This is a genomic window from Streptomyces aureoversilis (assembly GCF_042657885.1).
Classification (GTDB): Bacteria; Actinomycetota; Actinomycetes; order Streptomycetales; family Streptomycetaceae; genus Streptomyces; species Streptomyces aureoversilis.
Map to the genome: position 1 here is coordinate 1 of NZ_JBHSKJ010000032.1, position 24,342 is coordinate 24,342.

A 24,342-nucleotide genomic window follows, 5' to 3' on the forward strand; every position below is an offset into this window, starting at 1 on the left:
ATTCCGAACCCGGAAGCTAAGCCTTTCAGCGCCGATGGTACTGCATGGGGGACCGTGTGGGAGAGTAGGACGCCGCCGAACAATTTTTGAGAAAAAGCCCTGGTGGGTTACCACCGGGGCTTTTTCGCATTTCCGGGACCACCCTCCCCGCGGGCCGGTCGTGCCGAAGGGTAAGGTCGGGGGGTATCGTTCGCATATTTCCCACAGGAGGCCCCCGGGTGGAGGTCCAGGAGACGCGAGTCCAGACCGACCGCGTCCTCACCATCCCGAACATCCTCAGCATGGCGCGTCTGGTCGGCGTCCCTCTCTTCCTGTGGCTGATTCTTCAGAAGCACGACGGGTGGGCGCTGCTCGTCCTGGCCCTCAGCGGCGTCAGCGACTACCTCGACGGAAAGCTCGCCCGGCGCTGGAACCAGATCAGCAGCCTCGGCCGGCTGCTCGACCCGGCCGCCGACCGGCTCTACATCCTCTCCACGCTCTTCGGTCTGACGTGGCGTGAGATCCTTCCGCTCTGGATGACCGCCGCCCTGATCGCCCGCGAGGCGATGCTGCTGGTCATGGTGTGGATTCTGAGGCGCCACGGCTATCCGCCGCCGCAGGTGAACTTCCTCGGCAAGGCCGCGACCTTCAACCTGATGTACGCGTTCCCGTTGCTGCTTCTCAGTGACGGTGAGGGCTGGTTGCCGTCACTTGCCGCGATTTTCGGATGGGCGTTCGCCGGATGGGGTACAACCCTCTATTGGTGGGCAGGGATCCTCTATGTGGTCCAGGTCCGCCGCCTGGTCAAGGCGGACGCCACGGCCGACTGATCTCGCCGCAGACTCCGGCCCTACTCCGGCCATCCCCGGCGTGAAGTCGGCTGACCGTCGTCTCCCAAGGAGGACGCTTCCGACATGAAGGCCGTCGTGATGGCCGGCGGCGAAGGCACGCGCCTTCGCCCCATGACCTCGAGCATGCCCAAGCCGCTCCTGCCGGTCGCCAACCGGCCGATCATGGAGCATGTGCTGCGACTGCTCAAACGGCACGGGCTCACCGAGACCGTGGTGACGGTGCAGTTCCTCGCCTCCCTCGTCAGGAACTACTTCGGGGACGGCGAGGAGCTCGGCATGGAGCTCACCTACGCCAATGAGGAAAAGCCACTCGGCACCGCGGGCAGCGTCAAGAACGCCGAGGAGGCGCTCAAGGACGATGCCTTCCTGGTGATCTCCGGAGACGCCCTCACCGATTTCGACCTCACCGACCTGATCCGTTTCCACAAGGAGAAGGGCGCACTGGTCACCGTCTGCCTCACCCGTGTTCCCAATCCCCTCGAATTCGGCATCACCATCGTCGACGAGAACGGCAAGGTGGACCGCTTCCTGGAGAAGCCCACCTGGGGCCAGGTCTTCTCCGACACGGTGAACACGGGCATCTACGTCATGGAGCCCGAGGTCTTCGACTACGTCGAGGCCGACGTCCCCGTCGACTGGTCCGGCGATGTCTTCCCGCAGCTGATGAAGGAGGGCAAGCCGGTCTACGGCTATATCGCCGAGGGCTACTGGGAGGACGTCGGCACCCACGAGAGCTACGTCAAGGCCCAGGCCGACGTCCTCGAGAGCAGAGTCGACGTCGACATAGACGGTTTCGAGATCTCCCCGGGCGTCTGGGTCGCCGAAGGCGCCGAGGTCCACCCCGACGCCACCCTCCGCGGCCCGCTCTACATCGGCGACTACGCCAAGGTCGAAGCCGGCGCCGAGATCCGCGAGCACACCGTCGTCGGCTCCAACGTCGTCGTCAAGAGCGGAGCCTTTCTGCACAAGGCCGTCGTCCACGACAACGTCTACATCGGCCAGCAGAGCAACCTGCGCGGCTGCGTCATCGGCAAGAACACCGACATCATGCGCGCCGCCAGGATCGAGGACGGCGCGGTCATCGGCGACGAGTGCCTCGTCGGTGAGGAATCGATTATTCAGGGCAACGTCCGGGTCTATCCTTTCAAGACCATCGAGGCGGGTGCGTTCGTCAACACCTCGGTGATCTGGGAGTCCCGGGGCCAGGCCCATCTCTTCGGCGCGCGCGGAGTGTCCGGCGTCCTCAACGTGGAGATCACGCCCGAGCTCGCGGTACGGCTCGCCGGCGCGTACGCCACGACGCTGAAGAAGGGCTCGACCGTCACCACGGCCCGTGACCACTCCCGCGGTGCGCGAGCGCTCAAGCGCGCCGTGATCTCCGCTCTGCAGGCCAGCGCCATAGACGTCCGCGACCTGGAGAACGTCCCGCTGCCGGTGGCGCGCCAGCAGACGGCGCGCGGCAGCGCCGGCGGCATCATGATCCGGACGACGCCGGGCGTGCCCGACTCCGTGGACATCATGTTCTTCGACGAGCGCGGCGCCGACCTCTCCCAGGCCGGGCAGCGCAAGCTCGATCGCGTCTACGCCCGGCAGGAATACCGGAGGGCCTTCCCCGGGGAGATCGGCGACCTCTCCTTCCCCTCCAGCGTCTACGACTCCTACGCGGGCTCGCTGCTGCGGTCCGTGGACACCAGCGGGGTCGCCGAGGCGGGGCTGAAGGTCGTGGTGGACGCCGCGCACGGCAGCGCCGGCCTCGTCCTGCCCAGCCTGCTCGGCCGGCTCGGGGTGGAGGCGTTCACCATCAACCCCGGGCTCGACGAGTCCCGTCCCACCGAGACCGCGGACGACCGCCGCTCCGGCCTCGTCCGGCTCGGGGAGATCGTGGCCTCGGCGCGCGCCGCGTTCGGCGTGCGGTTCGACCCGGTGGGCGAGCGGATCTCCCTCGTCGACGAGCGCGGCCGGATCGTGGAGGACGACCGGGCCCTGCTCGTTCTGCTCGACCTGGTGGCCGCCGAGCGGCGCAGCGGCAAGGTGGCGCTGCCGGTGACCACTACGCGCATCGCCGAGCAGGTGGCGGCGTACCACGGCACCCAGGTCGAGTGGACGACGACCTCGCCCGACGACCTGACCAGGGTCGGCCGCGCGGACACCACGATCTTCGGCGGGGACGGGCGCGGCGGCTTCATCGTGCCGGAGTCCACCAGCGTTTTCGACGGGACTGCCGCATTCGTCCGTCTCATCGGTCTGGTGGCGCGCACTCAGCTCACGCTCAGCCAGATAGACGCACGCATCCCGCGTGCCCACGTGCTCCGCCGTGACCTCGCGACACCGTGGGCGGTCAAGGGGCTCGTGATGCGGTCCGTGGTCGAGGCGGCCGGGGACCGGCACGTGGACACCACGGACGGCGTACGGGTGGTCGAGGCCGACGGGCGCTGGGTCATGGTGCTGCCCGACCCGGCGGAGGCGGTGACCCACCTGTGGGCCGAGGGGCCGGACGACTCCTCGGCGCAGGCCCTGCTCGACGAGTGGTCGGCGGTCGTGGACGGCGCCGGGCGCTGACCGCGGACGCCGGGTCAGGACCCGGCGGGCGTCGTCTCCTTGGAACCGGCACCGGTGCCGGAGTGATCCCGCGTCCGGCGCGCCGGTGGGGCCATTGGGAGACGACGCCCCCGACGTGCGACGATGTGCGGCATGTCGCAGCAGCCCCCCGTTCGGAGCACGGTCCCGCCTGCTCCGCGCCCCGATGCCTCCATGTCGCTGCTGACCAACGTGATGGACCACAGCCTCGACGACGGTTACGCGGAGGCGGCGGCCAGGCGCAAGGAGGAGGGCGGCAGCAAGCTGCCGAGCCCGCTGCGTGCGAAGCTGGGCCTCGCCGCGGCCCTGCTGCTCGCCGCGGTGGTGGTGACGCTGGGGGCGGCGCAGGCGCAGATATCGGCACCGACGCTGGCCAAGGAGCGCCAGCAGCTCATCGACCGCATCGAGCGGGAGACCGCGGCGGCCGACGCGCTGCAGAAGAACGTCGACACCCTGCGGAACGCCGTCGGCACCAAGCAGCGTGACGTCCTGGAGGAGCACGGCGGCGGCAAGGCCGACCTGGTGTCGCTGCTCGCGGGCGCGACCGCCGTACAGGGGCCCGGGGTCAAGCTCGTCGTGGACGACGCCAAGCAGACGAAGCAGGGCGGTGGCGGCGGTCCGCGCGAGAGCACCGGTTTCGCCGATACGGGCCGGGTGCGCGACCGTGACATGCAGCGCATCGTCAACGGCCTGTGGCAGTCCGGGGCGGAGGCCGTCGCGGTCAACGGGCAGCGGCTGACGGCGCTGTCGGCGATCAGGGCCGCGGGTGACGCCATACTGGTGGACAACAAACCGCTGGTGCCGCCGTACACGGTGCTGGCGGTCGGTGACGGACAGCAGTTGGCGAATGCCTTCCAGCGCAGCGTCGACGGGCAGTATCTGCGTGTTCTGCAGCAGAGTTACGGGGTCCGCTACAGCATTTCCGCTCAGGGAGACGTCCGGCTGCCCGCCGCACCGAGCCTGATCGTACGTATCGCACAGCCGCAGGGGGGTGGCGCGGCCGGCCGCGCCACCGACACAGGGAAGGGCACATCGTGATCGCCGTATTGGGCCTCGTCGTGGGAGTCGTGGTCGGACTGGTCGTCCGTCCTGTGGTGCCGACGGCGGTCGAGCCCTACCTTCCCATCGCCGTCGTGGCGGCGCTCGACGCGGTGTTCGGCGGCCTCCGGGCGATGCTGGACGGGATCTTCGACGACAAGGTGTTCGTCGTGTCCTTCCTGTCGAACGTGGTCGTGGCGGCGCTGATCGTCTTCCTGGGCGACAAGCTCGGCGTGGGGGCCCAGCTGTCGACCGGCGTCGTGGTCGTCCTGGGCATCCGCATCTTCTCCAACGCGGCCGCGATCCGCCGGCACGTCTTCCGGGCGTGAGGCCGATGAGCACCGACGACAACATGCCCGACGAGCCGGGGTCCGGTTCCGCGGGGGAGCCGGAGAAGAAGGACGTTCCGGCCGGGGAGCCGGCGAAGCCGGCTACGGACGGCAAGGCCGGCGAGCCCGGCAAGCCCGGTAGGGCCGGCGAGCCCGCCGAGCCCGGCATTCCGACCGCAGAGGGCGACAAGACCGGCAAGGCAGGCAAGACCGCCAAGGCGGGTAAGGCTGATAGCGGTCGCAAGACTGACAAGCCTGGCAAGGCTGGAGAGCCGGGGAAGCCGGAAAAGTCCGTCAAGTCCGGTCCGGGGCCTGCTCCGGAAGGCGAGCCGGCTCCCGGAAGGGGAGCCGTGCCCGGGCCCGAAGCCGGGTCCGGAGCCGAAGGGAAGGCCGAAGGGAAGCCGGCGCCCGAGCCGGGGCCCGAAGCGGTCTCCGAGCCGGAGCCCGGGCCCGAGGGGGCCGCTGCGGCCTCCGCCGCCGCCCCCGGGGCCGGTGCCCCCGCCGAGCCCGTGACGGGCCGTCAGCGCCTGGCCAAGGCCTTCTGGCCGCCGCGGCTGACGCGGGCACAGCTCACCGTCGCGGTGCTGCTGTGCGTCCTCGGCCTGGGCCTGGCCATCCAGGTCCGGTCGACCAGCGACAACAGCGCGCTGCGCGGCGCCCGGCAGGAGGATCTCGTACGGATCCTGGACGAGCTGGACAACCGCACGAAGCGGCTGGAGGACGAGAAGCGGCGGCTGGAGAACCAGCGCACCGAGCTCGAGAGCAGCTCCAACCAGGCCGCGGAGGCCCGTAAGCAGACCGCGCAGAAGGAGCAGCAGCTGGCGGTCCTGGCGGGCACGGTGGGGGCGCAGGGACCGGGCATCGAGCTCACGGTGAGCGACCCCAGGAACGCCGTCGAGTCCGACAAGCTGCTGGACACCCTCCAGGAGCTGAGGGCCGCGGGTGCGGAGGCCATCCAGATCAATGACGTACGGATCGCGGCCGACACCTATTTTTCGGGCGCGGCGGGGAAGGTGGAGATCGATGGCAAGAAGGTCTCGCAGCCTTACCGCTTCAAGGTGATCGGCAAGCCGCAGGATCTGGAGCCCGCGCTCAACATCCCCGGAGGTGTCGTGCAGACGCTGGAGAAGGAGCAGGCGGGCGTCACGGTCCGGCGGTCTGAGAAGATCATTGTGGACGCCTTGCGCCCGGCGAAGCGGCCTGACTACGCTCGGTCGTCATCGCAGTGAGGCGGGCGGTCATGCGGGCTTCAGAGGGAGGCCATGAGGTTGCGGGGGGTCGGCGCACCAAGTCGAGGGTGCGTGGTGGAAACTGTCTGTTGACCACGGACGTTGTATGGATGTCCAGGTCGGACGGTGTGTGCATCGAGGTTTTGTCCTGCCCCACGGGCGGGTCTGTTTCGGTCAAGGGGAATCGCCCGTGAAGTTGTTTGCGAAGTTGTTCGGCAAGAGCGCACGCCAGGACGGTGGCAGCGCCCGCCACCGCGCGTCGCGCCCGGTGGAGGGCGGCGAGGGCCGGGAGGGCGCCCAGGAGGGGCGTCCGCTGTTCCGGGATCAGGTCGGAGCTCCGGGAGGAGACATTCCGGGCGGGTCGGCTGTTGACCCTGCCGCCACCGGGCGCATAGGTTTCGGGGCACCAGCGACCTCGAGCGCGCACGGAGGGTCTGCCTTGCCGGTATGTACGAGGTGCGGCCACCGGAACGCCGAGGCGAGCCGGTTCTGCTCCAACTGCGGTGCCCCGCTGAGGCCCGGTGCCGTGGCCGAGCGCGCCTCGGAGACCACGTCGACCATCTCGATCTCCGGTCTCGAGGCCTACGACTCCGAGGCCACGGGTCAGACGCCGATCCCGTCGCTCTCTCCGGAGGCGCAGGCGGCCGTCGACGCCCTGCCGCTCGGTTCGGCGCTGCTGGTCGTCCGGCGCGGCCCGAACTCCGGCAGTCGCTTCCTGCTGGACGGCGAGATCACCACGGCGGGCCGGCACCCGCAGAGCGACATCTTCCTGGACGACGTGACGGTCTCCCGCCGGCACGTGGAGTTCCGCAGAGCCCAGGACGGCAGCTTCACCGTTTCCGACGTCGGCAGCCTCAACGGCACCTACGTCAACCGCGAGCGGATCGACTCGGTGCCCCTGAACAGCGGCGACGAGGTCCAGATCGGCAAGTACCGGCTGGTCTTCTACGGCAGCCAGCGGGGCATCTGACCTTCCCCCCGGGCTCCGTCCGGGGGGACGCTAGGAAGGGCCATGCTTCGAACACCGTCAGGTGGCACCGGGTCACCCGGTGCCGCCGGCGCGGAGGGACGGCTGGTGAGCATCGGTACGGTGCTCAACCTGCTGCGTGAGGAGTTCCCCGAGGTCACCATCTCCAAGATTCGTTTCCTGGAGGCGGAGGGCCTGGTGGAGCCGCAGCGCACGCCGTCCGGGTACCGCAAGTTCAGTACGGAGGACGTGGAGCGGCTCGGCTGCGTGCTGCGCATGCAGCGCGATCACTACCTTCCGCTGCGGGTCATCAAGGAGCACCTCGAGGCGCGTGCCCGGGGCGAGGCTCCGCAGCTGCCCGCCCCCGCGAAGCCCCGTGACGCCGCCCTCCTGGCCGACCAGGGTCAGGAGGCCGGTCCGGACGCCGTGATCGGCGAGGCCGCCGTGCTCGCGGGCGGTGAGCTCGGGGCGCCCGTGCCCTCCCCGGCCGCCCGGATCGGCCGGGAGGAGATGCTGAGTGCCACCGGCGTCACGGAGAGTGAGCTGGTGGAGTGGGAGTCGTACGGGCTGGTCACTCCGCACCCGGACGGCGGATTCGACGCCGACGCGGTCGCCGTGGCGCGCCTCGTCGCCGACCTGGGCCGTTTCGGTCTGGAGCCACGGCACCTTCGCGCCATGAAGGCCGCCGCCGACCGTCAGGCCGGCCTGGTCGAACAGGTGGTCGCACCACTGCGGCGGCACCGTAATCCGCAGACCAGGGCCCATGCCGAGGCCACCACGCGCGAGCTGGCCACGCTCTCCGTGCGCCTGCACGCGGCGCTCGTGCAGGCCGCCCTGCACGCGGGCTCGCACTGACCGGCGAGTGCCCGACTACCCAAACCTGCCGGGCACGTCCTAGGGTTGCTGTGTGAACGAGCTCGATGTCGTGGGTGTCCGGGTGGAAATGCCCTCCAACCAGCCGATCGTGCTCCTGCGTGAAGTGGGAGGCGACCGCTACCTCCCGATCTGGATCGGACCGGGAGAGGCGACGGCCATCGCCTTCGCCCAGCAGGGCATGGCCCCGGCCCGTCCGCTGACCCACGACCTTTTCAAGGACGTGCTGGAAGCGGTCGGCCAGCAGCTCACGGAGGTCCGCATCACGGACCTGCGCGAGGGTGTCTTCTATGCGGAGCTTGTCTTCGCCAGCGGCGTGGAGGTCAGCGCCCGGCCGTCCGACGCCATAGCGCTCGCCCTGCGCACCGGCACGCCGATCTACGGCAGCGACGGGGTGCTGGACGACGCCGGGATCGCCATCCCGGACGAGCAGGAGGACGAGGTCGAGAAGTTCCGCGAGTTCCTCGACCAGATCTCGCCGGAGGACTTCGGCACCAGCAGTCAGTGAGCCGCCGGGGCGCTGTGTGACGGCTTGCCGCAGCGCATCCGATTAGCCCTTCCCGGCACAGAGGCACGCAAAACCACTCTCTGGGTGATTATCACTCGGCGTGCCGAGTGTGGCGATCGTTGACGCACCCCGGGTGACTGCCTACCGTCGAGAGGGCAGGTCAAGGACGGAGGTCGGCGTGAGAAGCATGGGCGACGGGACGGCGGTCGGCAGTCCGTATCCGCTGTTCGGGGGAGCGGTCGAACCGGCACCCCGTCATGCCACTCCGGTGGAGGTCACCGCACCGCGGGGCCCGGAGGCCGATCTGATCGGCTACCGCGGACCGACGGCGTGCGCAGCGGCGGGCATCACCTACCGCCAGCTCGACTACTGGGCGCGCACGGGTCTGGTGGAGCCGAGCGTGCGCCCCGCGCACAGCTCCGGCACCCAGCGGCTCTACAGCTTCCGGGACGTGGTGGTCCTCAAGATCGTGAAGCGGTTGCTGGACACCGGGGTGTCCCTGCAGAACATCCGCACGGCCGTCCAGCACCTGCGCTCGCGCGGCATGGCCGACCTGCCCCGGATGACGCTGATGAGCGACGGCGCCACGGTGTACGAGTGCACCTCGCCCGACGAGGTCGTCGATCTCCTCCAGGGCGGGCAGGGCGTCTTCGGGATCGCCGTGGGCGTCGTGTGGCGCGATGTCGAGAGCGCGCTGTCCCAGCTGCACGGCGAGCGGGTCGACACGGGCGAGACGCTGATCCGCCCCAACCCCTCCGACGAGCTGGCCCGCCGCCGCAACCGCGTCGGCTGACCGTCGCCGCCGCAGGCCTGCGGCCCGCCGTGCGGGACGGCTCCGGCCGGGCGTACGTGGACGTTCAGCCGGTCGCACGTGCGTGCGATTGTCAGTGGTATGCGGCAGCATCGGTGTCGTGAGAGGCGCGCCGACCATCCTGCATCTCGACATGGATGCTTTCTACGCTTCGGCCGAGCAGGCGGCCAAGCCCAGCCTGCGCGGGAAGCCCGTCGTGGTGGGCGGGATCGGCCCGCGCGGTGTGGTGGCCACCGCGTCGTACGAGGCCAGGGTCTTCGGCGTCCGCTCCGCGATGGCCACGGCCCAGGCCCGCAGGCTGTGCCCCAACGCCGCCTACCTCACCCCGCGGTTCTCGCTCTACCGCGACATCAGCGAAGTGGTCATGGGCCTGCTCGGCGAGCTGTCGCCGCTGGTGGAGCCGCTGAGTCTCGACGAGGCGTTCGTGGACCTGGAAGCCGGGGGCGTCGAGCCCACCTCGGCGGCCGTGCGGGCCGTGGGGGAGCGCCTGCGGCGCGACATCCGCGCGGCCACGGGCCTCAGCGGCTCGGTGGGGCTCGCCGGCTCCAAGATGCTCGCGAAGATCGCCTCCGAGGAGGCCAAGCCCGACGGCCTCGTGCTCATCGAGCCGGGCACCGAGCTGGAGCTGCTGGGCCCCATGTCCGTGCGCGTCATCCCGGGCGTCGGCCCGGCCACCGCCGAGACGCTGCGCCGGGCCGGCATCACCACCGTCGCCGAGACGGGCGAGGCGGGCGAGGCAGAGCTCGTCCGGCTCCTGGGCAAGGCCCACGGCGCCGGGCTGTACGCCCTGGCCACCGGGCACGACGACCGTCCCGTCGTCGCCGACCGGGATGCCAAGTCCGTCTCCGTGGAGGACACCTTCGAGGAGGACCTGACCGACCGGTCGCGGGTGCAGATGGAGATCTCCCGGCTCGCCGAGCGGTGCGTGCAGCGGCTGCGGGCCGCGGGCCGCTCCGGCCGGACCGTGGTCATCAAGGTGCGCAGCTACGACTTCTCGACGCTGACCCGCTCGGAGACGCTGCGCGGCCCGACGGACGACCCCGCCGTGGTCAAGGAGGCGGCGGCCCGGCTGATCGACGGCGTGGACACCACGGCCGGGGTCCGGCTGCTGGGCGTCGGGGTCAGCGGGCTCGCCGACTACACCCAGGAGGACCTCTTCGCGCAGGCCGCGAGCGAGGCGGCGGCCGCGGCCGCCGCGGCCGCCGCCATGGGTGCGGCAGGTGCGGCCTGTGCGGCGGAGGCGCCGCAGGGGCCGGGAGAGGCGCAGGGGGAGACGGCCGGCGCGGAGGTGAAGCCGCGGCGCTGGCTGCCGGGGCTGGATGTGCGGCATGCCGAGTACGGGGCGGGGTGGGTGCAGGGCAGCGGCGTCGGCCGGGTCACCGTGCGGTTCGAACAGCCCTGGTCGGAGCCGGGCCGGGTGCGGACGTTCGCCGTCGATGACCCCGCGCTGGAGCCGGGGGAGCCGCTCCCTCTCGTACGCCGGCCACCGGGCGCGGATCAGCTTGCCGATCCGCCGACGGACGGGCCGGACCGGGACCGGCCGGGGCCGCGGGGGGCGGCGGACGCCGGGCCCGATCCCGGGCCCGGCTCGGGCCCGGGGTCCGGCTCCGGACCCGAGCCGGATCCCGTTCCTGGTCCCGGTCCGGACCACGGTCCCGGGTTTGATGCCGGGCTCGGGCCCGGCTCGGATTCCGGTCCCGATCCCGATCCGGATCCCGTTCCCGGGCCGGACCGCGGTCCCGGGTTCGAGGTCGGGCCCGGCCCCGGGCCGGATTCCGGTCCCGGACCCGATCCCGGTTCCGGCGCGGATGCCGTTCCCGGGCCCGGGTCCGAGCCTGCCACTCGGCCCGAGCCCGGGATGTCCAGTCGGTAGTGGTGGTAGAGCTGCAGTTCCTGTTCGGGGGAGAGGTGGCGGCCGACGCCGAAGTCGGGGGCTTCCTTGATCAGTGCCCGGTCGTACGCCGTGCGCATGCTCTCTCCGGAGACCTCGCTGGTCGCCAGGGGGATGAAGGCGTCCCGCCGGAAGAAGCCGGTGCGCACGGCCGCCCACAGCGGCTCCCCCGTGGCGTCGTCGAGATAGACCTCGTCCACCGTGCCGATCTTCGCCCCGTCGCGGTCGAAGACCTTCCGTCCGATCAGGCTCCGGGGATCGATGTCGCTCTGCACGGTTCCTCCCTGTATCGGCACCTCCCTCCACGTAAAAACACAAAGCGAGAAGCGGCCACTCGGGAGATCCGCCGGGAAAGCCGCGCTGGTAGGCTGGCGAATGGCCGCAGAATCCGTGCGGGAGAGTCCTCCGGAAGCCCACCCCAGTGGGGCCGACGGAGGCGCCGAAGGAGCAAATCCTCCCCGGAATCTCTCAGGCACCCGTACCGCACGGACGAGGTCACTCTGGAAAGCAGGGCGGGCCCGGTCAGTCAAGCGCCGAAGCCCTTCCTCACCGACGGTGAAAGCCGGGCCGTGCGCTGCGGTCCGGTGAAGCTCTCAGGTTGAGATGACAGAGGGGGAGGCCGTCCGGGTACCCGCGCCGTGGTACCCCTCGCAGGTCGCAACGACCAGGAGGCCTCCGCAGATGACTGCCCACCGCATCGCCCTTTCCGACCTGGAGCGGGACACCCCGTTCGAGCGCCGCCACATAGGTCCCGACGGCGAGGCCCAGGCCAAGATGCTGGCCCAGGTCGGCTTCGGTTCGCTGGACGAGCTCACTGCCGCCGCCGTGCCGGAAGTGATCAAGAGCGTGGGCGCCCTGGCCCTGCCGGAGGCCCGCAGCGAGGCCGAGGTCCTCGCCGAACTGCGGACGCTCGCCGACCGCAACCAGGTCCTCGCCCCGATGATCGGCCTCGGCTACCACGGCACGTTCACCCCGCCGGTGATCCTGCGCAACGTCATGGAGAACCCCGCCTGGTACACGGCGTACACGCCGTACCAGCCGGAGATCTCCCAGGGCCGCCTGGAGGCGCTGCTCAACTTCCAGACCGTCGTCGCCGACCTCACCGGGCTGCCCACCTCCGGCGCCTCCCTCCTCGACGAGGGCACCGCGGCCGCCGAGGCCATGGCCCTGTCCCGCCGTGTCGGCAAGGTCAAGAAGGGCGTCTTCCTCATCGACGCCGACACGCTGCCGCAGACGATCGCCGTGATCGAGACGCGCGCCGAGCCGACGGGCGTCGAGGTCGTCGTCGCCGACCTGAGCGCGGGCATCCCGGACGAGATCGCCGAGCGCGGTGTCTTCGGCGTCCTCCTGCAGTACCCCGGTGCCTCCGGCGCCGTGCGCGATCTCCGCCCGGTCATCGAGCGCGCCCACGAGCTCGGCGCGATCGTCACCGTCGCCGCCGACCTGCTCGCCCTGACCCTGCTGACCTCGCCCGGCGAGCTCGGCGCGGACATCGCGGTCGGCACCACCCAGCGCTTCGGCGTCCCGATGGGCTTCGGCGGCCCGCACGCCGGGTTCATGGCCGTGCGCGAGCAGTTCGCCCGCAGCCTCCCCGGCCGCCTCGTCGGCGTCTCCGTCGACGCCGACGGCAACAAGGCCTACCGCCTGGCCCTGCAGACCCGCGAGCAGCACATCCGCCGCGAGAAGGCCACCAGCAACATCTGCACCGCCCAGGTGCTCCTCGCCGTCATGGCCGGCATGTACGCCGTCTACCACGGCCCCGAGGGCCTGGCCGCCATCGGCCGCCGCACCCACCGCTACGCCGCGATCCTCGCCGAGGGCCTGCGTGCCGGGGGCGTGGAGCTCGTGCACGGCGCCTACTTCGACACCCTGACCGCGCGCGTCCCGGGCCGGGCCGCCGAGGTCGTCGAGGCCGCCCGCGAGCGCGGTGTCAACCTGCGCCTGACCGACGCCGACCACGTCGGCATCGCCTGCGACGAGACCACCACCCGCGCCCACCTGGACTCCGTCTGGGCCGCGTTCGGGGTGGCCGGCGACATCGAGGCGCTCGACGCGGTGGCCGCCGAGGCGCTCCCCGAGGCCCTCCTGCGCACCGGCGACTACCTCACGCACCCGGTCTTCCACGAGCACCGCTCCGAGACGGCCATGCTGCGCTACCTGCGCCGCCTCGCCGACCGGGACTACGCCCTGGACCGCGGCATGATCCCGCTCGGCTCGTGCACCATGAAGCTCAACGCCACGACCGAGATGGAGCCGGTCACCTGGCCCGAGTTCGGCGCGCTGCACCCCTTCGCGCCGGTCGAGCAGGCCGAGGGCTACGTCACGCTCATCACGGAGCTGGAGGAGCGGCTCGCCGCGGTCACCGGCTACGACAAGGTCTCCATCCAGCCGAACGCCGGGTCCCAGGGCGAGCTCGCCGGCCTGCTGGCCGTCCGCGCCTACCACCGCGCCAACGGCGACGAGCAGCGCACCGTCTGTCTGATCCCGTCCTCCGCGCACGGCACCAACGCCGCCAGCGCCGTGATGGCCGGCATGAAGGTCGTCGTGGTCAAGACGGCGGACGACGGCGAGGTCGACGCCCAGGACCTGCACGCCAAGATCGAGCAGTACCGCGACGAGCTGGCCGTACTGATGATCACCTACCCGTCGACGCACGGCGTCTTCGAGGAGCACGTCGCCGACATCTGCGCGGCCGTGCACGAGGCGGGCGGCCAGGTCTACGTGGACGGCGCCAACCTCAACGCCCTGGTGGGCCTGGCGGAGCCGGGCAAGTTCGGCGGCGACGTCTCGCACCTGAACCTGCACAAGACCTTCTGCATCCCGCACGGCGGCGGCGGTCCCGGCGTCGGCCCGGTCGCCGTCCGCGCGCACCTCGCGCCGTACCTCCCCAACCACCCGCTGCAGCCCACCGCCGGCCCGGCGACGGGCGTCGGCCCGATCTCCGCGGCGCCGTGGGGCTCGGCCGGCATCCTGCCGATCTCCTGGGCGTACGTCCGGCTGATGGGCGGCGAGGGCCTCAAGCGCGCCACGCAGGTGGCGGTGCTCGGCGCCAACTACATCGCCAAGCGCCTGGAGCCGCACTACCCCGTGCTCTACACCGGCCCCAACGGCCTGGTGGCCCACGAGTGCATCGTCGACCTGCGGCCGCTGACCAAGGCGACCGGGGTGAGCGTCGACGACGTCGCCAAGCGGCTCATCGACTACGGCTTCCACGCGCCGACGATGTCCTTCCCGGTGGCCGGCACCCTGATGATCGAGCCCACGGAGAGCGAGGACATCGCCGAGCTGGACCGCTTCTGCGAGGCGATGATCGCGATCCGCGCCGAGATCGAGAAGGTCGGCTCGGGGGAGTGGAGCAAGGACGACAACCCGCTGCGGAACGCCCCGCACACCGCCGCGTCCGTGGCGGGCGAGTGGGAGCACCCCTACAGCCGTGAGGAGGCCGTCTTCCCCGCCGGGGTCTCGGCCGCCGACAAGTACTGGCCGCCGGTGCGCCGCGTCGACGGTGCGTACGGCGACCGCAACCTCGTGTGCTCCTGCCCGCCGCTGGAGGACTACGACGGCTGACGCAGCCGTGGGCCTCGGCCGAGGCCCGGCACGAGTCGGGGCCGGTTCGGCGATTTCGCCGGGCCGGCCCCTTTGCGTGCGGGTGGTGCGGTGTTTCCTGTGGTGCGGCGCTCCCGTGGTGCGGTGTGCGAGCGCCGTGGTGCTCTGGCGCTGAGCGCGGTGGTGCGTGAGCTCAGGCGGCAGTCACCACGTTTCCCGTGTCCAGCGGCCGGTGCGGCGCGATGATCTGGCCGTCCGGCAGCAGCTCACCGGTGTCCTCGAAGTGCAGGACTCCGTTGCACAGCAGACTCCAGCCCTGCTCGGGGTGGTGCGCCACGAGGTGCGCGGCTTCCCGGTCGGCGGAGTCGGCTGAGGGGCACGTGGGCTGGTGCTGGCACATGGGAAGGTTCTTTCGCTGTGATGTGGTGGCTGTCCTGCGGCTCGATTCGGTGTTCATGCCGCCCCCCGTTGGCGAATCGGTTGGTCGATACCAGTGTTGCCCCACGGGCGTGATTCCGCAGGGATTTCCCGGCAGCGCTCCTCACTCGTTGGAGACGCATCACCCATGCGGGCGGTTGCTTCCAACATGACCGTCCGGCCGGGTGGTTACCGGTGGTCGGAGTGGGCTAGTCCGGGAGGGTGAGTACACGTGTGCGCCCCGCGGCGGAAGGCCGCGGGGCGCCGGGGAAGGGAGGGGGTGTCAGACCGCCGGAGCGGCTCCTCAAGCGGGGGTCTTCAGCAGCGGGGCGGGGGTCAGGCGGAGCGTGAGGACCGGCATCAACTCGGCGAAGCGGTGCGGGCGGTGCGCGGCGATACCCGGGGGCGCCGGTGCGAGCGGCACGAGCAGGTCACCCGGGCCGGGCAGGCCCGAGGCGGGGTCGGCGGCGATGTCCCCGTGCAGCCAGAGCGTGAGCATGTAGAGCCCGGGCACGGACAGCAGCCGGGGCTGGTACGGCGTCGGAAGCGCCTCCGCCTGCCGCAGTGCGCGTTCCGTGGAGACGAGGTAGGGGCCCTCGCAGAAGTGCGAGAACGCCCAGCCGTCCGCGGTCCGCACCGTCTCGCCCGCGGCCACCACGCGCTCGGAGCCGCGGATCGGGAACCGCCAGCCGGTGAGCCGGCTGCGCGGTGCGCCGCCGCGGCCCGCCGTCTGCTCCAGGACGTGGACGGGCAGCGGGAGTTCGGGGGTCAGCGGCCCTTGCGCGGCCTTCAGGGACGGAGTACGGGCCTCGCGGACGGCGGAGGGGGAACCGAGGGCGCTCAGAACACTGCGCAGGGCAGGCGCAGGGGCAGGGGGGACATGCAGCGGCATGGTGGGTCGCCTCTCACTTCGGAGACACGTGGTGCTTGGGCAGGGTGCGGACGACGCTGTCGGCGTGCGGGGTCAGAGGGGGGCCGGGACCTTACCGGCTGCCGGGGCCGTGGCGCCTACTCTCCGCCTCGTCCCCGAAGTTTATACGACACGTGTTCACATGGTGTTTCGGCTAGCTGTCGCCGGTATTTCCGGCAAGGGGATATCAGGGCCTCGTCCGAGGGTGATTTCGGTGATTCTGTGCCGAGTGCGGGCACGCCACCTCGTATTGTGCCCCCGGCAGGGTAGGCCGAATCTCGTCGGTGTTTATCACCAGCGCTATCACCGGCGCCGCACCTGCGCTATAGGCAAAGCGCGGTGATCCATCATGCCGACGGAATGTGCCACCGGATGCGTTGCCGAGAGCGTAGCGGGTATGTGGTCCCGGCGGGGCGTTATCGATCACATTGGCTGGGCATCATCGACCGTGACGCGAGCGGCCCGCGCCGCGACGACCCACGTGAGGAGGGACCCTGCGATGGGGGACAAGGCCGTGGCCGGGGGCGTCGACCTCGCCGACCGACAGCGCCACCGGGCAAAGCTCCGGCAGTGCCTGGAAGCGCTGGGGAGACTGCTGGAAGAGAAGCGTTTCGACCGTCCCAGGAATCTCATGGGCCTGGAGATCGAGCTGAATCTCGCGGGGGCCGACGGGATGCCGAGCATGGTGAACGCCGAAGTGCTCGAGCGTATCGCGAGCGGTGATTTCCAGACCGAACTCGGCCGGTTCAACCTGGAAGTGAATATTGTTCCGCACCGGCTGTCCGGGAGCGTGCTGGACCAGCTTGCCGAGGAGTTGCGGACCACTCTCTCCTATGCCGACCGCAAGGCCATGGAGGTCGATTCCGGGATCGTGATGATCGGTATTCTGCCGACCCTGGAGGACCGTCACCTGGTCTCGGCGAACCTCTCCGCGGACGAGCGCTACGCGATGCTGAACGCGCAGGTGGTGGCCGCCCGGGGCGAGCACTTCACGATCGACATCGAGGGCGTCGAACGGCTCACCTGCACCGCGGAGTCGATCGCTCCCGAAGCCGCGTGCACGTCCGTGCAGTTGCACCTGCAGGTGACGCCCGGGCGGTTCGCCGCCGTGTGGAACTCCGCGCAGGCGGTGGCGGCGGCGCAGATCGCCGTCGGGGCCAACTCCCCCTTCCTCTTCGGCCGGGAGCTGTGGCGCGAGTCCCGTCCGCCGCTGTTCGTCCAGTCCACCGACACCCGCCCGCCCGAGCTCACGGCTCAGGGGGTGCGGCCGCGCACCTGGTTCGGGGAGCGCTGGATCGATTCCGCGTATGAGCTGTTCGAGGAGAACCTGCGCTTCTTCCCGCCGGTGCTGCCGATCTCCGACGACGAGGAGCCGGTGCGCGTCGTGGAGGAGGGCGGCGTGCCGATGCTGCACGAGCTGACGCTCCACAACGGGACGGTCTACCGCTGGAACCGGCCGGTCTACGGGGTCGCCGACGGCGTACCGCACCTGCGGGTGGAGAACCGCGTGCTGCCCGCCGGCCCCACCGTCACCGACGTCATCGCCAACACCGCCTTCTACTACGGGCTGGTCAGGGCGCTCGCCGAGGAGCCGCGGCCGGTGTGGACCAGGCTGCCGTTCCGCGTCGCCGCGGAGAACTTCGACGCGGCCTGCCGGCACGGCATCGACGCCTGGCTGCGCTGGCCGAAGGCGGGCCGGGCGGGCACGCTGGAACGCAGGCCGGCCGTCCGGCTCGTCCAGGAGGAACTGCTGCCGCTCGCGGCGGCCGGGCTGGACGCCTGGGGCGTGGAGCCCTCCGACCGCGACCGCTACCTCGGGGTCATCGAGGGCCGCTGCCGGAGCCGCACCAACGGGGCGTCCTGGCAGGCCGCGGCCTACCACCGGGCGCTGGAGCACGGCATGGACCGGCACAAGGCGCTGGCCGTCACCACCCGGCGCTACTGCGAGCTGATGCGCACCGGTGCGCCGGTGCACACCTGGCCGGCCGGCCCCGGCGACTGACACGTCCTCCCCTCCCGTACCCCCTGGCCCACCGGCCGCGGGGCGTCGGGCAAGCTGTGACGGCGGCCGCCGGTACGGGCGGCGGCCGGCGGAGCGTCGCCCCGCCGCCGGGGCGGGAGGAAGCGGAGGCACAGGTGCGGCAGAACGCGCAGGGCGAGGACGGCATCCTGCCCGGAGCCCGGACCGGCCCCGCGCCCGGCGAGGCCACCTGGCGCCGCACCCTGCGCAGCGAGACGCTCCTGGTCCTGGCGCTGTCGCTCGGGGCCAGCGCGGTGTCGTCCCTGATCAGCTTCGTCGGCGCGCTCACCAGGCCGGGCGGGCTCAGGGACCAGGCCGCCAACCTCAACGCCTCGCACGCCCCCGGGCGCCCCTGGCTCGACCTGTCCTGGCAGGTGTTCGGCATCGCGACGGCGCTGGTGCCCGTGTTCCTGGTGGCGCACCTGCTGCTGCGCGAGGGCGCGCCGGGCCTGCGCGCGGTCGGTCTCGACCGGGACCGCCCCGGCTTCGACCTGACCCGCGGCACCGGGGTGGCGGCCGCCATCGGCGGCACCGGCCTGCTGTTCTACCTCGGCGCCCGGGCCGCGGGCTTCAACCTGACGGTGGTGCCGGAGTCGCTGCCCGACGTGTGGTGGAAGATCCCCGTCCTCGTGGCCTCCGCCGTGCAGAACGCGGTGCTGGAGGAGGTCGTGGTCGTCGGGTACCTGCTGCGCCGCCTGGGGCAGCAGGGCTGGACCCCGGTGGCGGCGCTGGCGGCGAGCGCCGTGCTGCGCGGTTCGTACCACCTCTATCAGGGCGTCGGCGGGTTCATCGGGAACATGGTGATGGGCGTGGTCTTCGTCCTGCTCTACCGGCGGTGGGGGCGGGTCGGGCCGCTGGTGGCCGCGCACGCGCTGATCGACATCGTGGCGTTCGTCGGCTACGCGCTGCTCGCGGGCAAGGTGGGCTGGCTGCCCACGGCCTGACGCCGTTCCCGCTCCCGGCCGCTCGGGTAAGCGGGTCGCCTTCCTACGCGAGCAGGTCGCCCTCGATGACGGTGACGGCGGAGCCGGTCAGCAGCGTGCGGTCGCCGCGCAGGCCGGTCCGTACCAGGCCGGTCCGGGCGGAGGCCTGGAGGCCCGTCAGGTCGTCGCGGCCCAGCCGCCCGGACCAGAAGGGGGCGAGCGCGGTGTGCGCGCTGCCGGTCACGGGGTCCTCGTCGATGCCGACGTTCGGGAAGAAGCAGCGCGAGACGTAGTCGTAGCCGCGGGAGGGATCCTCGGCCGGGGCGGTGGCGATGATGCCCCGGCGCGAGTGCCGGCCGAGGGCGCGGACGTCGGGTGCCAGGGACCGTACGGTCTTCTCGTCGGCCAGCTCGACCATCAGGTCTCCGATGTGCGGACCGGTGTCGTAGGTGCTGAGGACCTCGGCGCCCAGGGCCTCCGTCACCCCGTCGGGGAGGGCGACCGGGGTGATCGGCGCGGTCGGGAAGTCCAGCGTGATCGAACCGTCCTCGTGCGCCGTGGCGGTGAGGACGCCGCAGCGGGCGGCGAAGCGGACGGTGCCGGTGGCGGCGCCCGTGATGTGCAGGACGTGCGCGGTGGCGAGCGTGGCGTGGCCGCACATGTCGACCTCGGTGAGGGGCGTGAACCAGCGCAGCGCCCAGTCCGCGCCCTGCGAGGCGTCGGCGAGCGGGCGGGCGAAGGCGGTCTCGGAGAGGTTGACCTCGGCGGCGATCCGCTGGAGCCGGTCGTCGTCGGGGAACTCCCCGGAGTCGAAGAGGACGACCCCGGCCGGGTTGCCGGCGAAGGGTCGGTCGGTGAAGGCGTCGACGATTCGAATGCGCATGGCCGGACGCTACGGGCGTGAAGAACCCGCAGGCCAGAGCCAATTCACGAAATGTGGCCCGGCCGGGGCGCCGGCGGGGCGTGGGAGGGGCATTGCCATGACTTCGATACCGATATATCGTTGACGTGTCGCGACCGATATGCGACCGATCAACGACACTGTTGGTGATCGGCGTCAGGCAGATCGACGATGGGAGGAGCGCCATGTGGCGTTCTCGTGGACATGAGCACCATGGGCCCGGCCATCACGGTCCGGGCGACTTCGACGGGCGGCGGGCGGCCTTCGGCCCCTTCGGCCCGCCCGGGTTCGGGGGGCCTCCGTTCGGCGGGCCGTGGGGGCGCGGCCGGGGCGGTCGCGGGGGGCGGGCGCGCCGGGGGGACGTGCGGGCCTCGATCCTGACCCTGCTGAAGGAACGCCCCATGCACGGCTACGAGATGATCCAGGAGATCGCCGAGCGCAGCGGCGGCGCCTGGAAGCCCAGCCCGGGGTCGGTCTATCCGACGCTGCAGATGCTGGAGGACGAGAGTCTGATCGAGAGCGCGAGCGAGGGCGGCAAGAAGCTGTTCAGCCTCACCGAGGCGGGTCGCGCCGAGGCCGAGGCCGGCCCCGAAGCCCCCTGGGAGGACGCCGGCCGCGGCGTCGACTGGGAGGCGATGCAGGAGGCCCGGCAGGCGGGTTCCGGGCTGCTGGAGGCCTTCGGGCAGGTCTGGAAGTCCGGCACCCCCGAGCAGCGGCAGAAGGCCCTGGACGTGATCAACGAATCGCGCAGGAAGCTCTACCTCATCCTCGCCGACGAGGGCTGAGCCGACCGCGCGGACGGGGCAGGGGTGTTCCCTCCCGCGGCCCCGCAGGGAACGCCCGGCGGCCGGGAACACCCCTGAGAACGAATCCGCTTCCGTCCTCCTCAAGGAGGAGGAAACGGCGGCCCGTACCCAACCCCCGTGGGATGCGCGAATGCTTCCCCACGGGGATGACCCGGCGGTTCGTGACTGATGGGGTGGGAGGGTGCAAAGCCGCGTGGGAGATACGGGGGCGACGGACGTCGCCCGGGAGAGCCTGTTCAGCGCCGAACTGGCCGCGGCGGTCGCGGGTGCCCGCAGGCGCGCCGTGCGGGACGGCGACCGGCAGACCGACACCGCCCACCTGCTCCACACCCTGATGGAGTCGGACCCCGAGGTGTGCCGCGCCGTGGACGGCGGGAACCCCGGCCGGTCCGTGCGGCTGCTCGGCTACCTCGTCCAGCGCACCATCGGCTACGGGCTGCGCTGGAGCGGCACCGTCGAGGACTCCGGCTCCTTGCCCGTCCTTCTCGGTTGCCGGGCGCCCGGCTGGTCGCCCGCGGCGGCCGCCGCCATGGACGGCGCGTTCACCCGGGCCCGTGCGCGGGGCGACGCCCGGGCGGAAGGGACGGACCTCCTGGCGATGCTCGCCCTCGACCACCGGTGCCGCGCGGCGGAGGTCATGCGCCGGGCCGGAGTGGACACGGAGGCGCTCGCCGCCCGGCTCGACGCCTCGTGAGCCCCGCGGGTTCCGCATGAGTTGCGCCGGGGGGCGCGGCGATCCGTCGGTGCGACGGGGACCGAAACCTGTCAGGAGTGTCCGGGGGTGACGCTCCTGTCATCTGCTGGCATGATGACCCGATGCATGCCTCTCAGGAGAGAAGCGCAGGTCTGGGTCTTGCCCTGGTCTCCGCGCTCGCGTTCGGTGGTTCCGGTGTCGCGGCCAAGCCGCTGATCCAGGCGGGTCTCGACCCGCTCCACGTGGTGTGGCTGCGGGCGGCCGGTGCCGCCCTGGTCCTGCTGCCGGTCGCCTGGCGCCACCGCGCCCTCCTCACCCGCCGCCCCGCGCTCCTCGCCGGCTTCGGCCTGCTGGCCGTCGCCGGTGTCCAGGCGTGCTACTTCGGCGCGATATCCCGGATCCCGGTCGGCGTGGCCCTGCTCGTCGAGTACCTCGGCCCGGCGCTCCTGCTCGGCTGGGTGCGCTTCGTGCAGCGCCGTCCGGTGAGCCGTGCCGCGGCCGTGGGCGTGGCGCTCGCCGTCGCCGGACTCGCCTGCGTCGTCGAAGTCTGGTCGGGCATGGGCTTCGACGCCGTGGGCCTGACGCTGGCCCTCGGCGCCGCCTGCTGCCAGGTCGGCTACTTCGTGCTGTCCGACCACGGGACCGAGGGCGAGGAGCCCGCCGACCCCATCGGCGTCATCGCCTACGGGCTGCTGATCGGGGCCCTGGTCCTCACGGTCGTCGCGCGCCCCTGGGGCATGGACTGGTCCGTCCTCGCCGGAAGCGCCGGGATCAGCGGGACCGAGGTGCCCGCCGTCCTCCTCCTCGCCTGGGTCGTGCTGATCGCCACGGTGGCCGCCTACGCCACCGGCGTGCTCGCCGTGCGCAGGCTCTCGCCGCAGGTGGCCGGGGTGGTCGCCTGCCTGGAGGCGGTGGTCGCCACGGTGCTGGCCTGGGTGCTGCTCGGCGAGCACCTCTCGCTGCCGCAGATCGCCGGCGGCGCCCTGGTGCTGGTGGGCGCCTTCATCGCCCAGTCCTCCACGCCCAAGAAGGCCGCCGCGATGCTCGTGGCGCAGGGCGAGGGCGCGGCGGCGGACTCCGCGGCGGACGCCGGTGGCCAGGGGGAGTTGCCCGCCGGAACCCGCCCGGCCTAGGGTGACGATCATGCACAAGACCGTTCTGCCGCCTCCCGCCGCCTAGCGCGGGCGGCCGCACCCGGAAGACCGGGCCCGGGGTGGAGCCCCCGGGCGGATCGCCGCTGCCCGCACGAGGGACCAGCGATCACTTCACGTCTTCCGCGGGAGAACAGTCATGCCCCGTTCCGCTCCTTCGTCCTGCCCGGCCACCGGGCGCCCCGAGCACCTGCCGGCCCGGCCGGCCCACCCGGCTCCCTCGTCCTCGCAGGCCCCGGCGCACGGCATGTCCGTCGGCCGCGGTCTGCTCTACGTGGCCGTCGCGGCCGCCTCGTGGGGCACCACGGGCGCCACCGCCGACCTCCTGATGGACAGCAGCGGCCTCGGCCCGGCTGCGCTGACCTTCTGGCGCACGGCGGGCGGCCTCCTCCTGCTGCTGGCCGCCCGGTTCCTGACGCGCCGCCGCGCCGCCCGTACGCGCGACCGCGCCGTCCGGCCCTACGAGACGTGGCCGCGCAGAACGGCACGCGTCCTCGTCACGGGCATCGGCCTGACGGTCTTCCAGACGGCCTACTTCGCGGCCGTGGAGGCGACCGGGATCGCCGTCGGCACCGTGGTCACCCTGGGCGCCTCGCCCGTCCTCGTCGCCCTCGGCGGCCGGCTGCTCATGGGGGAACGGCTCGGCGCCGGAGGCGTCACGGCCGTCGGCGGCGCGTGCGCCGGACTCGCCGTGCTGATGCTCGGCAACGACGGCACGGGCACGGTGCGCCCCGCGGGGGTGGCGCTCGCGCTGCTCTCCGCCGCCGGATACGCCGTCGTGACCGTCCACGCGCGCATCCTGGAGCGCGAGAAGCGGGCCACGGACCCCTTCACCACGACCGTGTCCTCCTTCGTGGTCGGCACGGTGTGCCTGCTGCCCCTGGCGGCCGCCGAGGGCCTGTGGCCGCAGGACCGGCAGCTGGGCCGCACGCTGGCGCTGGGGGCCTACCTCGTGACGGTGCCGACGGCGCTGGCCTACGGGCTGTTCTTCGCGGGCCTGGTGGTCGTGCGGGCCACCACGGTGTCGGTGATCACCCTGCTGGAGCCGGTGACGGCGGCGGTCATCGCCGTGGCCCTGCTGGACGAGCACCTCACGGCCGCGACCGCGCTCGGGACGGCGGTGCTGCTGTGCGCCGTGGCGGCGCTGGCCGCCGCCGAGACGCGCGGACCGGCGGCCCCGGCACCGGCGGAGCCGCTCGGTGACCCGCTCCGTGACCCGCTCGGGGTTCCGGTCAGAGAGCGGTGACGTAGCCGGGCACGGGGGTGCCGGGAGCGAGGTGCTCGTCGGGTATGGGCGTGCCGTACGCGGGGGCCACGGGGACGATGCCGCTCCAGTGGGGGAGCGGCAGGTCCTCGATCTCGTCGTTGACGCCCCCGGTGCGGATCTTCGCGGAGACCTCGGCGAGGTCGACGCGGAGCACGGCCGTGGCGGCGAGCTCCTTGGCCGAGGCCGGGCGGCAGTCCGCCGACCGGCCCGGCGTGGCCTGCTCCACCAGGGCGTCGAGGGCCGCGCGCTTCTCCTGCTCCTCGGTCACCTGCCGGGCCGTCCCGTGCACCACGACCGAGCGGTAGTTGAGGGAGTGGTGGAAGGCGGAGCGCGCGAGGACGAGGGCGTCGACGTGGGTGACGGTCACGCAGACCGGCATGCCCGCGTCGCCGGCCCGGCCCGCGCCGCGCAGGGGGCGCGAGCCCGTCGAGCCGTGCACGTAGAGGCGCTCGCCGATGCGCCCGTAGAGCGTCGGCAGGACGACCGGCGCCCCGTCGCGCACGAAGCCCAGGTGGCAGACGTAGCCCGCGTCGAGGATCGCGTGCACGACCTCGCGGTCGTACGAGGCGCGCTCGCGGACGCGGGTGGGGGTGGTCCGGTCGGTCTGCTCGTACGCGGCGGGCGGCGCAACAGCCATTGCGAACTCCATTGCAC

The 24,342-nt window shown here is 72.1% G+C and carries 21 protein-coding genes, 1 rRNA gene, 1 pseudogene and 1 riboswitch; of the genes and pseudogenes, 18 read left to right on the forward strand and 5 right to left on the reverse strand.

Annotated features, from left to right (window positions below; genetic code table 11):
- From rrf to ACFPP6_RS34545, 11 genes are all read left to right on the forward strand, one after another.
- Positions 1–81 (forward strand): 5S ribosomal RNA (gene rrf / locus ACFPP6_RS34495); the annotation flags it as partial.
- Between the two features lie 137 nt (positions 82–218).
- Complete coding sequence (locus ACFPP6_RS34500) at positions 219–809, forward strand: CDP-alcohol phosphatidyltransferase family protein (RefSeq protein ID WP_058041334.1); 591 nt, start codon at positions 219–221, stop codon at positions 807–809.
- A gap of 84 nt (positions 810–893) precedes the next feature.
- Positions 894–3,389 carry a sugar phosphate nucleotidyltransferase gene (locus tag ACFPP6_RS34505; RefSeq protein WP_382050664.1) on the forward strand — a complete coding sequence of 832 codons (2,496 nt, stop codon included), beginning with the start codon at positions 894–896 and terminating at the stop codon, positions 3,387–3,389.
- A 132-nt stretch (positions 3,390–3,521) separates the two neighbouring features.
- The gene (locus ACFPP6_RS34510) at positions 3,522–4,445 is read left to right on the forward strand and encodes a DUF881 domain-containing protein (RefSeq protein WP_382050666.1); all 924 of its coding nucleotides are present in this window, start codon (positions 3,522–3,524) and stop codon (positions 4,443–4,445) included.
- A complete protein-coding gene (locus ACFPP6_RS34515) occupies positions 4,442–4,774 on the forward strand; it encodes a small basic family protein (RefSeq protein ID WP_049715989.1) in 333 nt (110 codons plus the stop codon). Before ACFPP6_RS34510 ends, ACFPP6_RS34515 begins: the two co-directional genes overlap by 4 nt.
- Positions 4,775–5,124: 350 nt before the next feature.
- Positions 5,125–6,003, forward strand: coding sequence for a DUF881 domain-containing protein (locus tag ACFPP6_RS34520; protein ID WP_382050748.1), 879 nt, complete (start codon positions 5,125–5,127; stop codon positions 6,001–6,003).
- 106 nt (positions 6,004–6,109) lie between these two features.
- Positions 6,110–6,973, forward strand: coding sequence for an FHA domain-containing protein (locus tag ACFPP6_RS34525; RefSeq protein WP_382050669.1), 864 nt, complete (start codon positions 6,110–6,112; stop codon positions 6,971–6,973).
- 42 nt (positions 6,974–7,015) lie between these two features.
- Positions 7,016–7,825, forward strand: a complete 810-nt coding sequence (gene ftsR / locus ACFPP6_RS34530) for a transcriptional regulator FtsR (RefSeq protein WP_382050671.1) — start codon at positions 7,016–7,018, stop codon at positions 7,823–7,825.
- 52 nt (positions 7,826–7,877) lie between these two features.
- Positions 7,878–8,351 (forward strand): bifunctional nuclease family protein, encoded by a 474-nt coding sequence (locus ACFPP6_RS34535; protein WP_014058684.1) that lies wholly within the window; start codon positions 7,878–7,880, stop codon positions 8,349–8,351.
- 187 nt (positions 8,352–8,538) lie between these two features.
- Complete coding sequence (locus ACFPP6_RS34540; RefSeq protein ID WP_382050750.1) at positions 8,539–9,144, forward strand: MerR family transcriptional regulator; 606 nt, start codon at positions 8,539–8,541, stop codon at positions 9,142–9,144.
- A gap of 118 nt (positions 9,145–9,262) precedes the next feature.
- Positions 9,263–11,035 carry a DNA polymerase IV gene (locus ACFPP6_RS34545; protein ID WP_382050674.1) on the forward strand — a complete coding sequence of 591 codons (1,773 nt, stop codon included), beginning with the start codon at positions 9,263–9,265 and terminating at the stop codon, positions 11,033–11,035.
- A gap of 179 nt (positions 11,036–11,214) precedes the next feature.
- Here ACFPP6_RS34545 and ACFPP6_RS34550 read toward each other — a convergent pair.
- Positions 11,215–11,349: pseudogene (locus tag ACFPP6_RS34550) on the reverse strand (PRC-barrel domain-containing protein); the annotation flags it as partial.
- An 87-nt stretch (positions 11,350–11,436) separates the two neighbouring features.
- Positions 11,437–11,547: riboswitch (glycine riboswitch) on the forward strand.
- A 187-nt stretch (positions 11,548–11,734) separates the two neighbouring features.
- Between ACFPP6_RS34550 and gcvP the strand changes: the two are divergent.
- Entirely contained in the window at positions 11,735–14,620 is a 2,886-nt protein-coding gene (gene gcvP / locus ACFPP6_RS34555) for an aminomethyl-transferring glycine dehydrogenase (RefSeq protein ID WP_382050676.1), read from the forward strand.
- Between the two features lie 172 nt (positions 14,621–14,792).
- On the opposite strand, the gene ACFPP6_RS34560 is transcribed toward gcvP, so the two are convergent.
- Positions 14,793–14,999, reverse strand: coding sequence for a DUF5999 family protein (locus tag ACFPP6_RS34560; RefSeq protein ID WP_058041342.1), 207 nt, complete (start codon positions 14,997–14,999; stop codon positions 14,793–14,795).
- Positions 15,000–15,320: 321 nt separating this feature from the next.
- Positions 15,321–15,908, reverse strand: coding sequence for a hypothetical protein (locus ACFPP6_RS34565; RefSeq protein ID WP_382050679.1), 588 nt, complete (start codon positions 15,906–15,908; stop codon positions 15,321–15,323).
- A 517-nt stretch (positions 15,909–16,425) separates the two neighbouring features.
- Between ACFPP6_RS34565 and ACFPP6_RS34570 the strand changes: the two genes are divergently transcribed.
- Positions 16,426–17,928 carry a glutamate-cysteine ligase family protein gene (locus tag ACFPP6_RS34570; protein WP_382050680.1) on the forward strand — a complete coding sequence of 501 codons (1,503 nt, stop codon included), beginning with the start codon at positions 16,426–16,428 and terminating at the stop codon, positions 17,926–17,928.
- Between the two features lie 164 nt (positions 17,929–18,092).
- A complete protein-coding gene (locus ACFPP6_RS34575) occupies positions 18,093–18,890 on the forward strand; it encodes a CPBP family intramembrane glutamic endopeptidase (protein WP_382050752.1) in 798 nt (265 codons plus the stop codon).
- 43 nt (positions 18,891–18,933) lie between these two features.
- Here ACFPP6_RS34575 and ACFPP6_RS34580 read toward each other — a convergent pair whose 3' ends face one another.
- Positions 18,934–19,752: a PhzF family phenazine biosynthesis protein gene (locus ACFPP6_RS34580; protein ID WP_382050682.1), complete on the reverse strand. Its 819-nt coding sequence runs from the start codon at positions 19,750–19,752 to the stop codon at positions 18,934–18,936.
- A gap of 203 nt (positions 19,753–19,955) precedes the next feature.
- On the opposite strand from ACFPP6_RS34580, the gene ACFPP6_RS34585 reads away from it, so the two are divergent.
- The 4 genes from ACFPP6_RS34585 to ACFPP6_RS34600 all read left to right on the forward strand — a co-directional run bounded on the left by ACFPP6_RS34585 (position 19,956) and on the right by ACFPP6_RS34600 (position 23,667).
- Positions 19,956–20,555, forward strand: coding sequence for a PadR family transcriptional regulator (locus tag ACFPP6_RS34585; protein WP_382050684.1), 600 nt, complete (start codon positions 19,956–19,958; stop codon positions 20,553–20,555).
- Between the two features lie 214 nt (positions 20,556–20,769).
- The gene (locus ACFPP6_RS34590; protein WP_382050686.1) at positions 20,770–21,270 is read left to right on the forward strand and encodes a Clp protease N-terminal domain-containing protein; all 501 of its coding nucleotides are present in this window, start codon (positions 20,770–20,772) and stop codon (positions 21,268–21,270) included.
- A 122-nt stretch (positions 21,271–21,392) separates the two neighbouring features.
- A complete protein-coding gene (locus ACFPP6_RS34595) occupies positions 21,393–22,403 on the forward strand; it encodes an EamA family transporter (protein WP_382050688.1) in 1,011 nt (336 codons plus the stop codon).
- A gap of 265 nt (positions 22,404–22,668) precedes the next feature.
- Positions 22,669–23,667 carry a DMT family transporter gene (locus ACFPP6_RS34600; protein WP_382050754.1) on the forward strand — a complete coding sequence of 333 codons (999 nt, stop codon included), beginning with the start codon at positions 22,669–22,671 and terminating at the stop codon, positions 23,665–23,667.
- On the opposite strand, the gene ACFPP6_RS34605 is transcribed toward ACFPP6_RS34600, so the two are convergent.
- Positions 23,654–24,325 carry a pyridoxamine 5'-phosphate oxidase family protein gene (locus ACFPP6_RS34605; RefSeq protein WP_382050690.1) on the reverse strand — a complete coding sequence of 224 codons (672 nt, stop codon included), beginning with the start codon at positions 24,323–24,325 and terminating at the stop codon, positions 23,654–23,656. The two genes, ACFPP6_RS34600 and ACFPP6_RS34605, sit on opposite strands and share 14 nt — an antisense overlap.
- Positions 24,326–24,342: the final 17 nt, after the last annotated feature.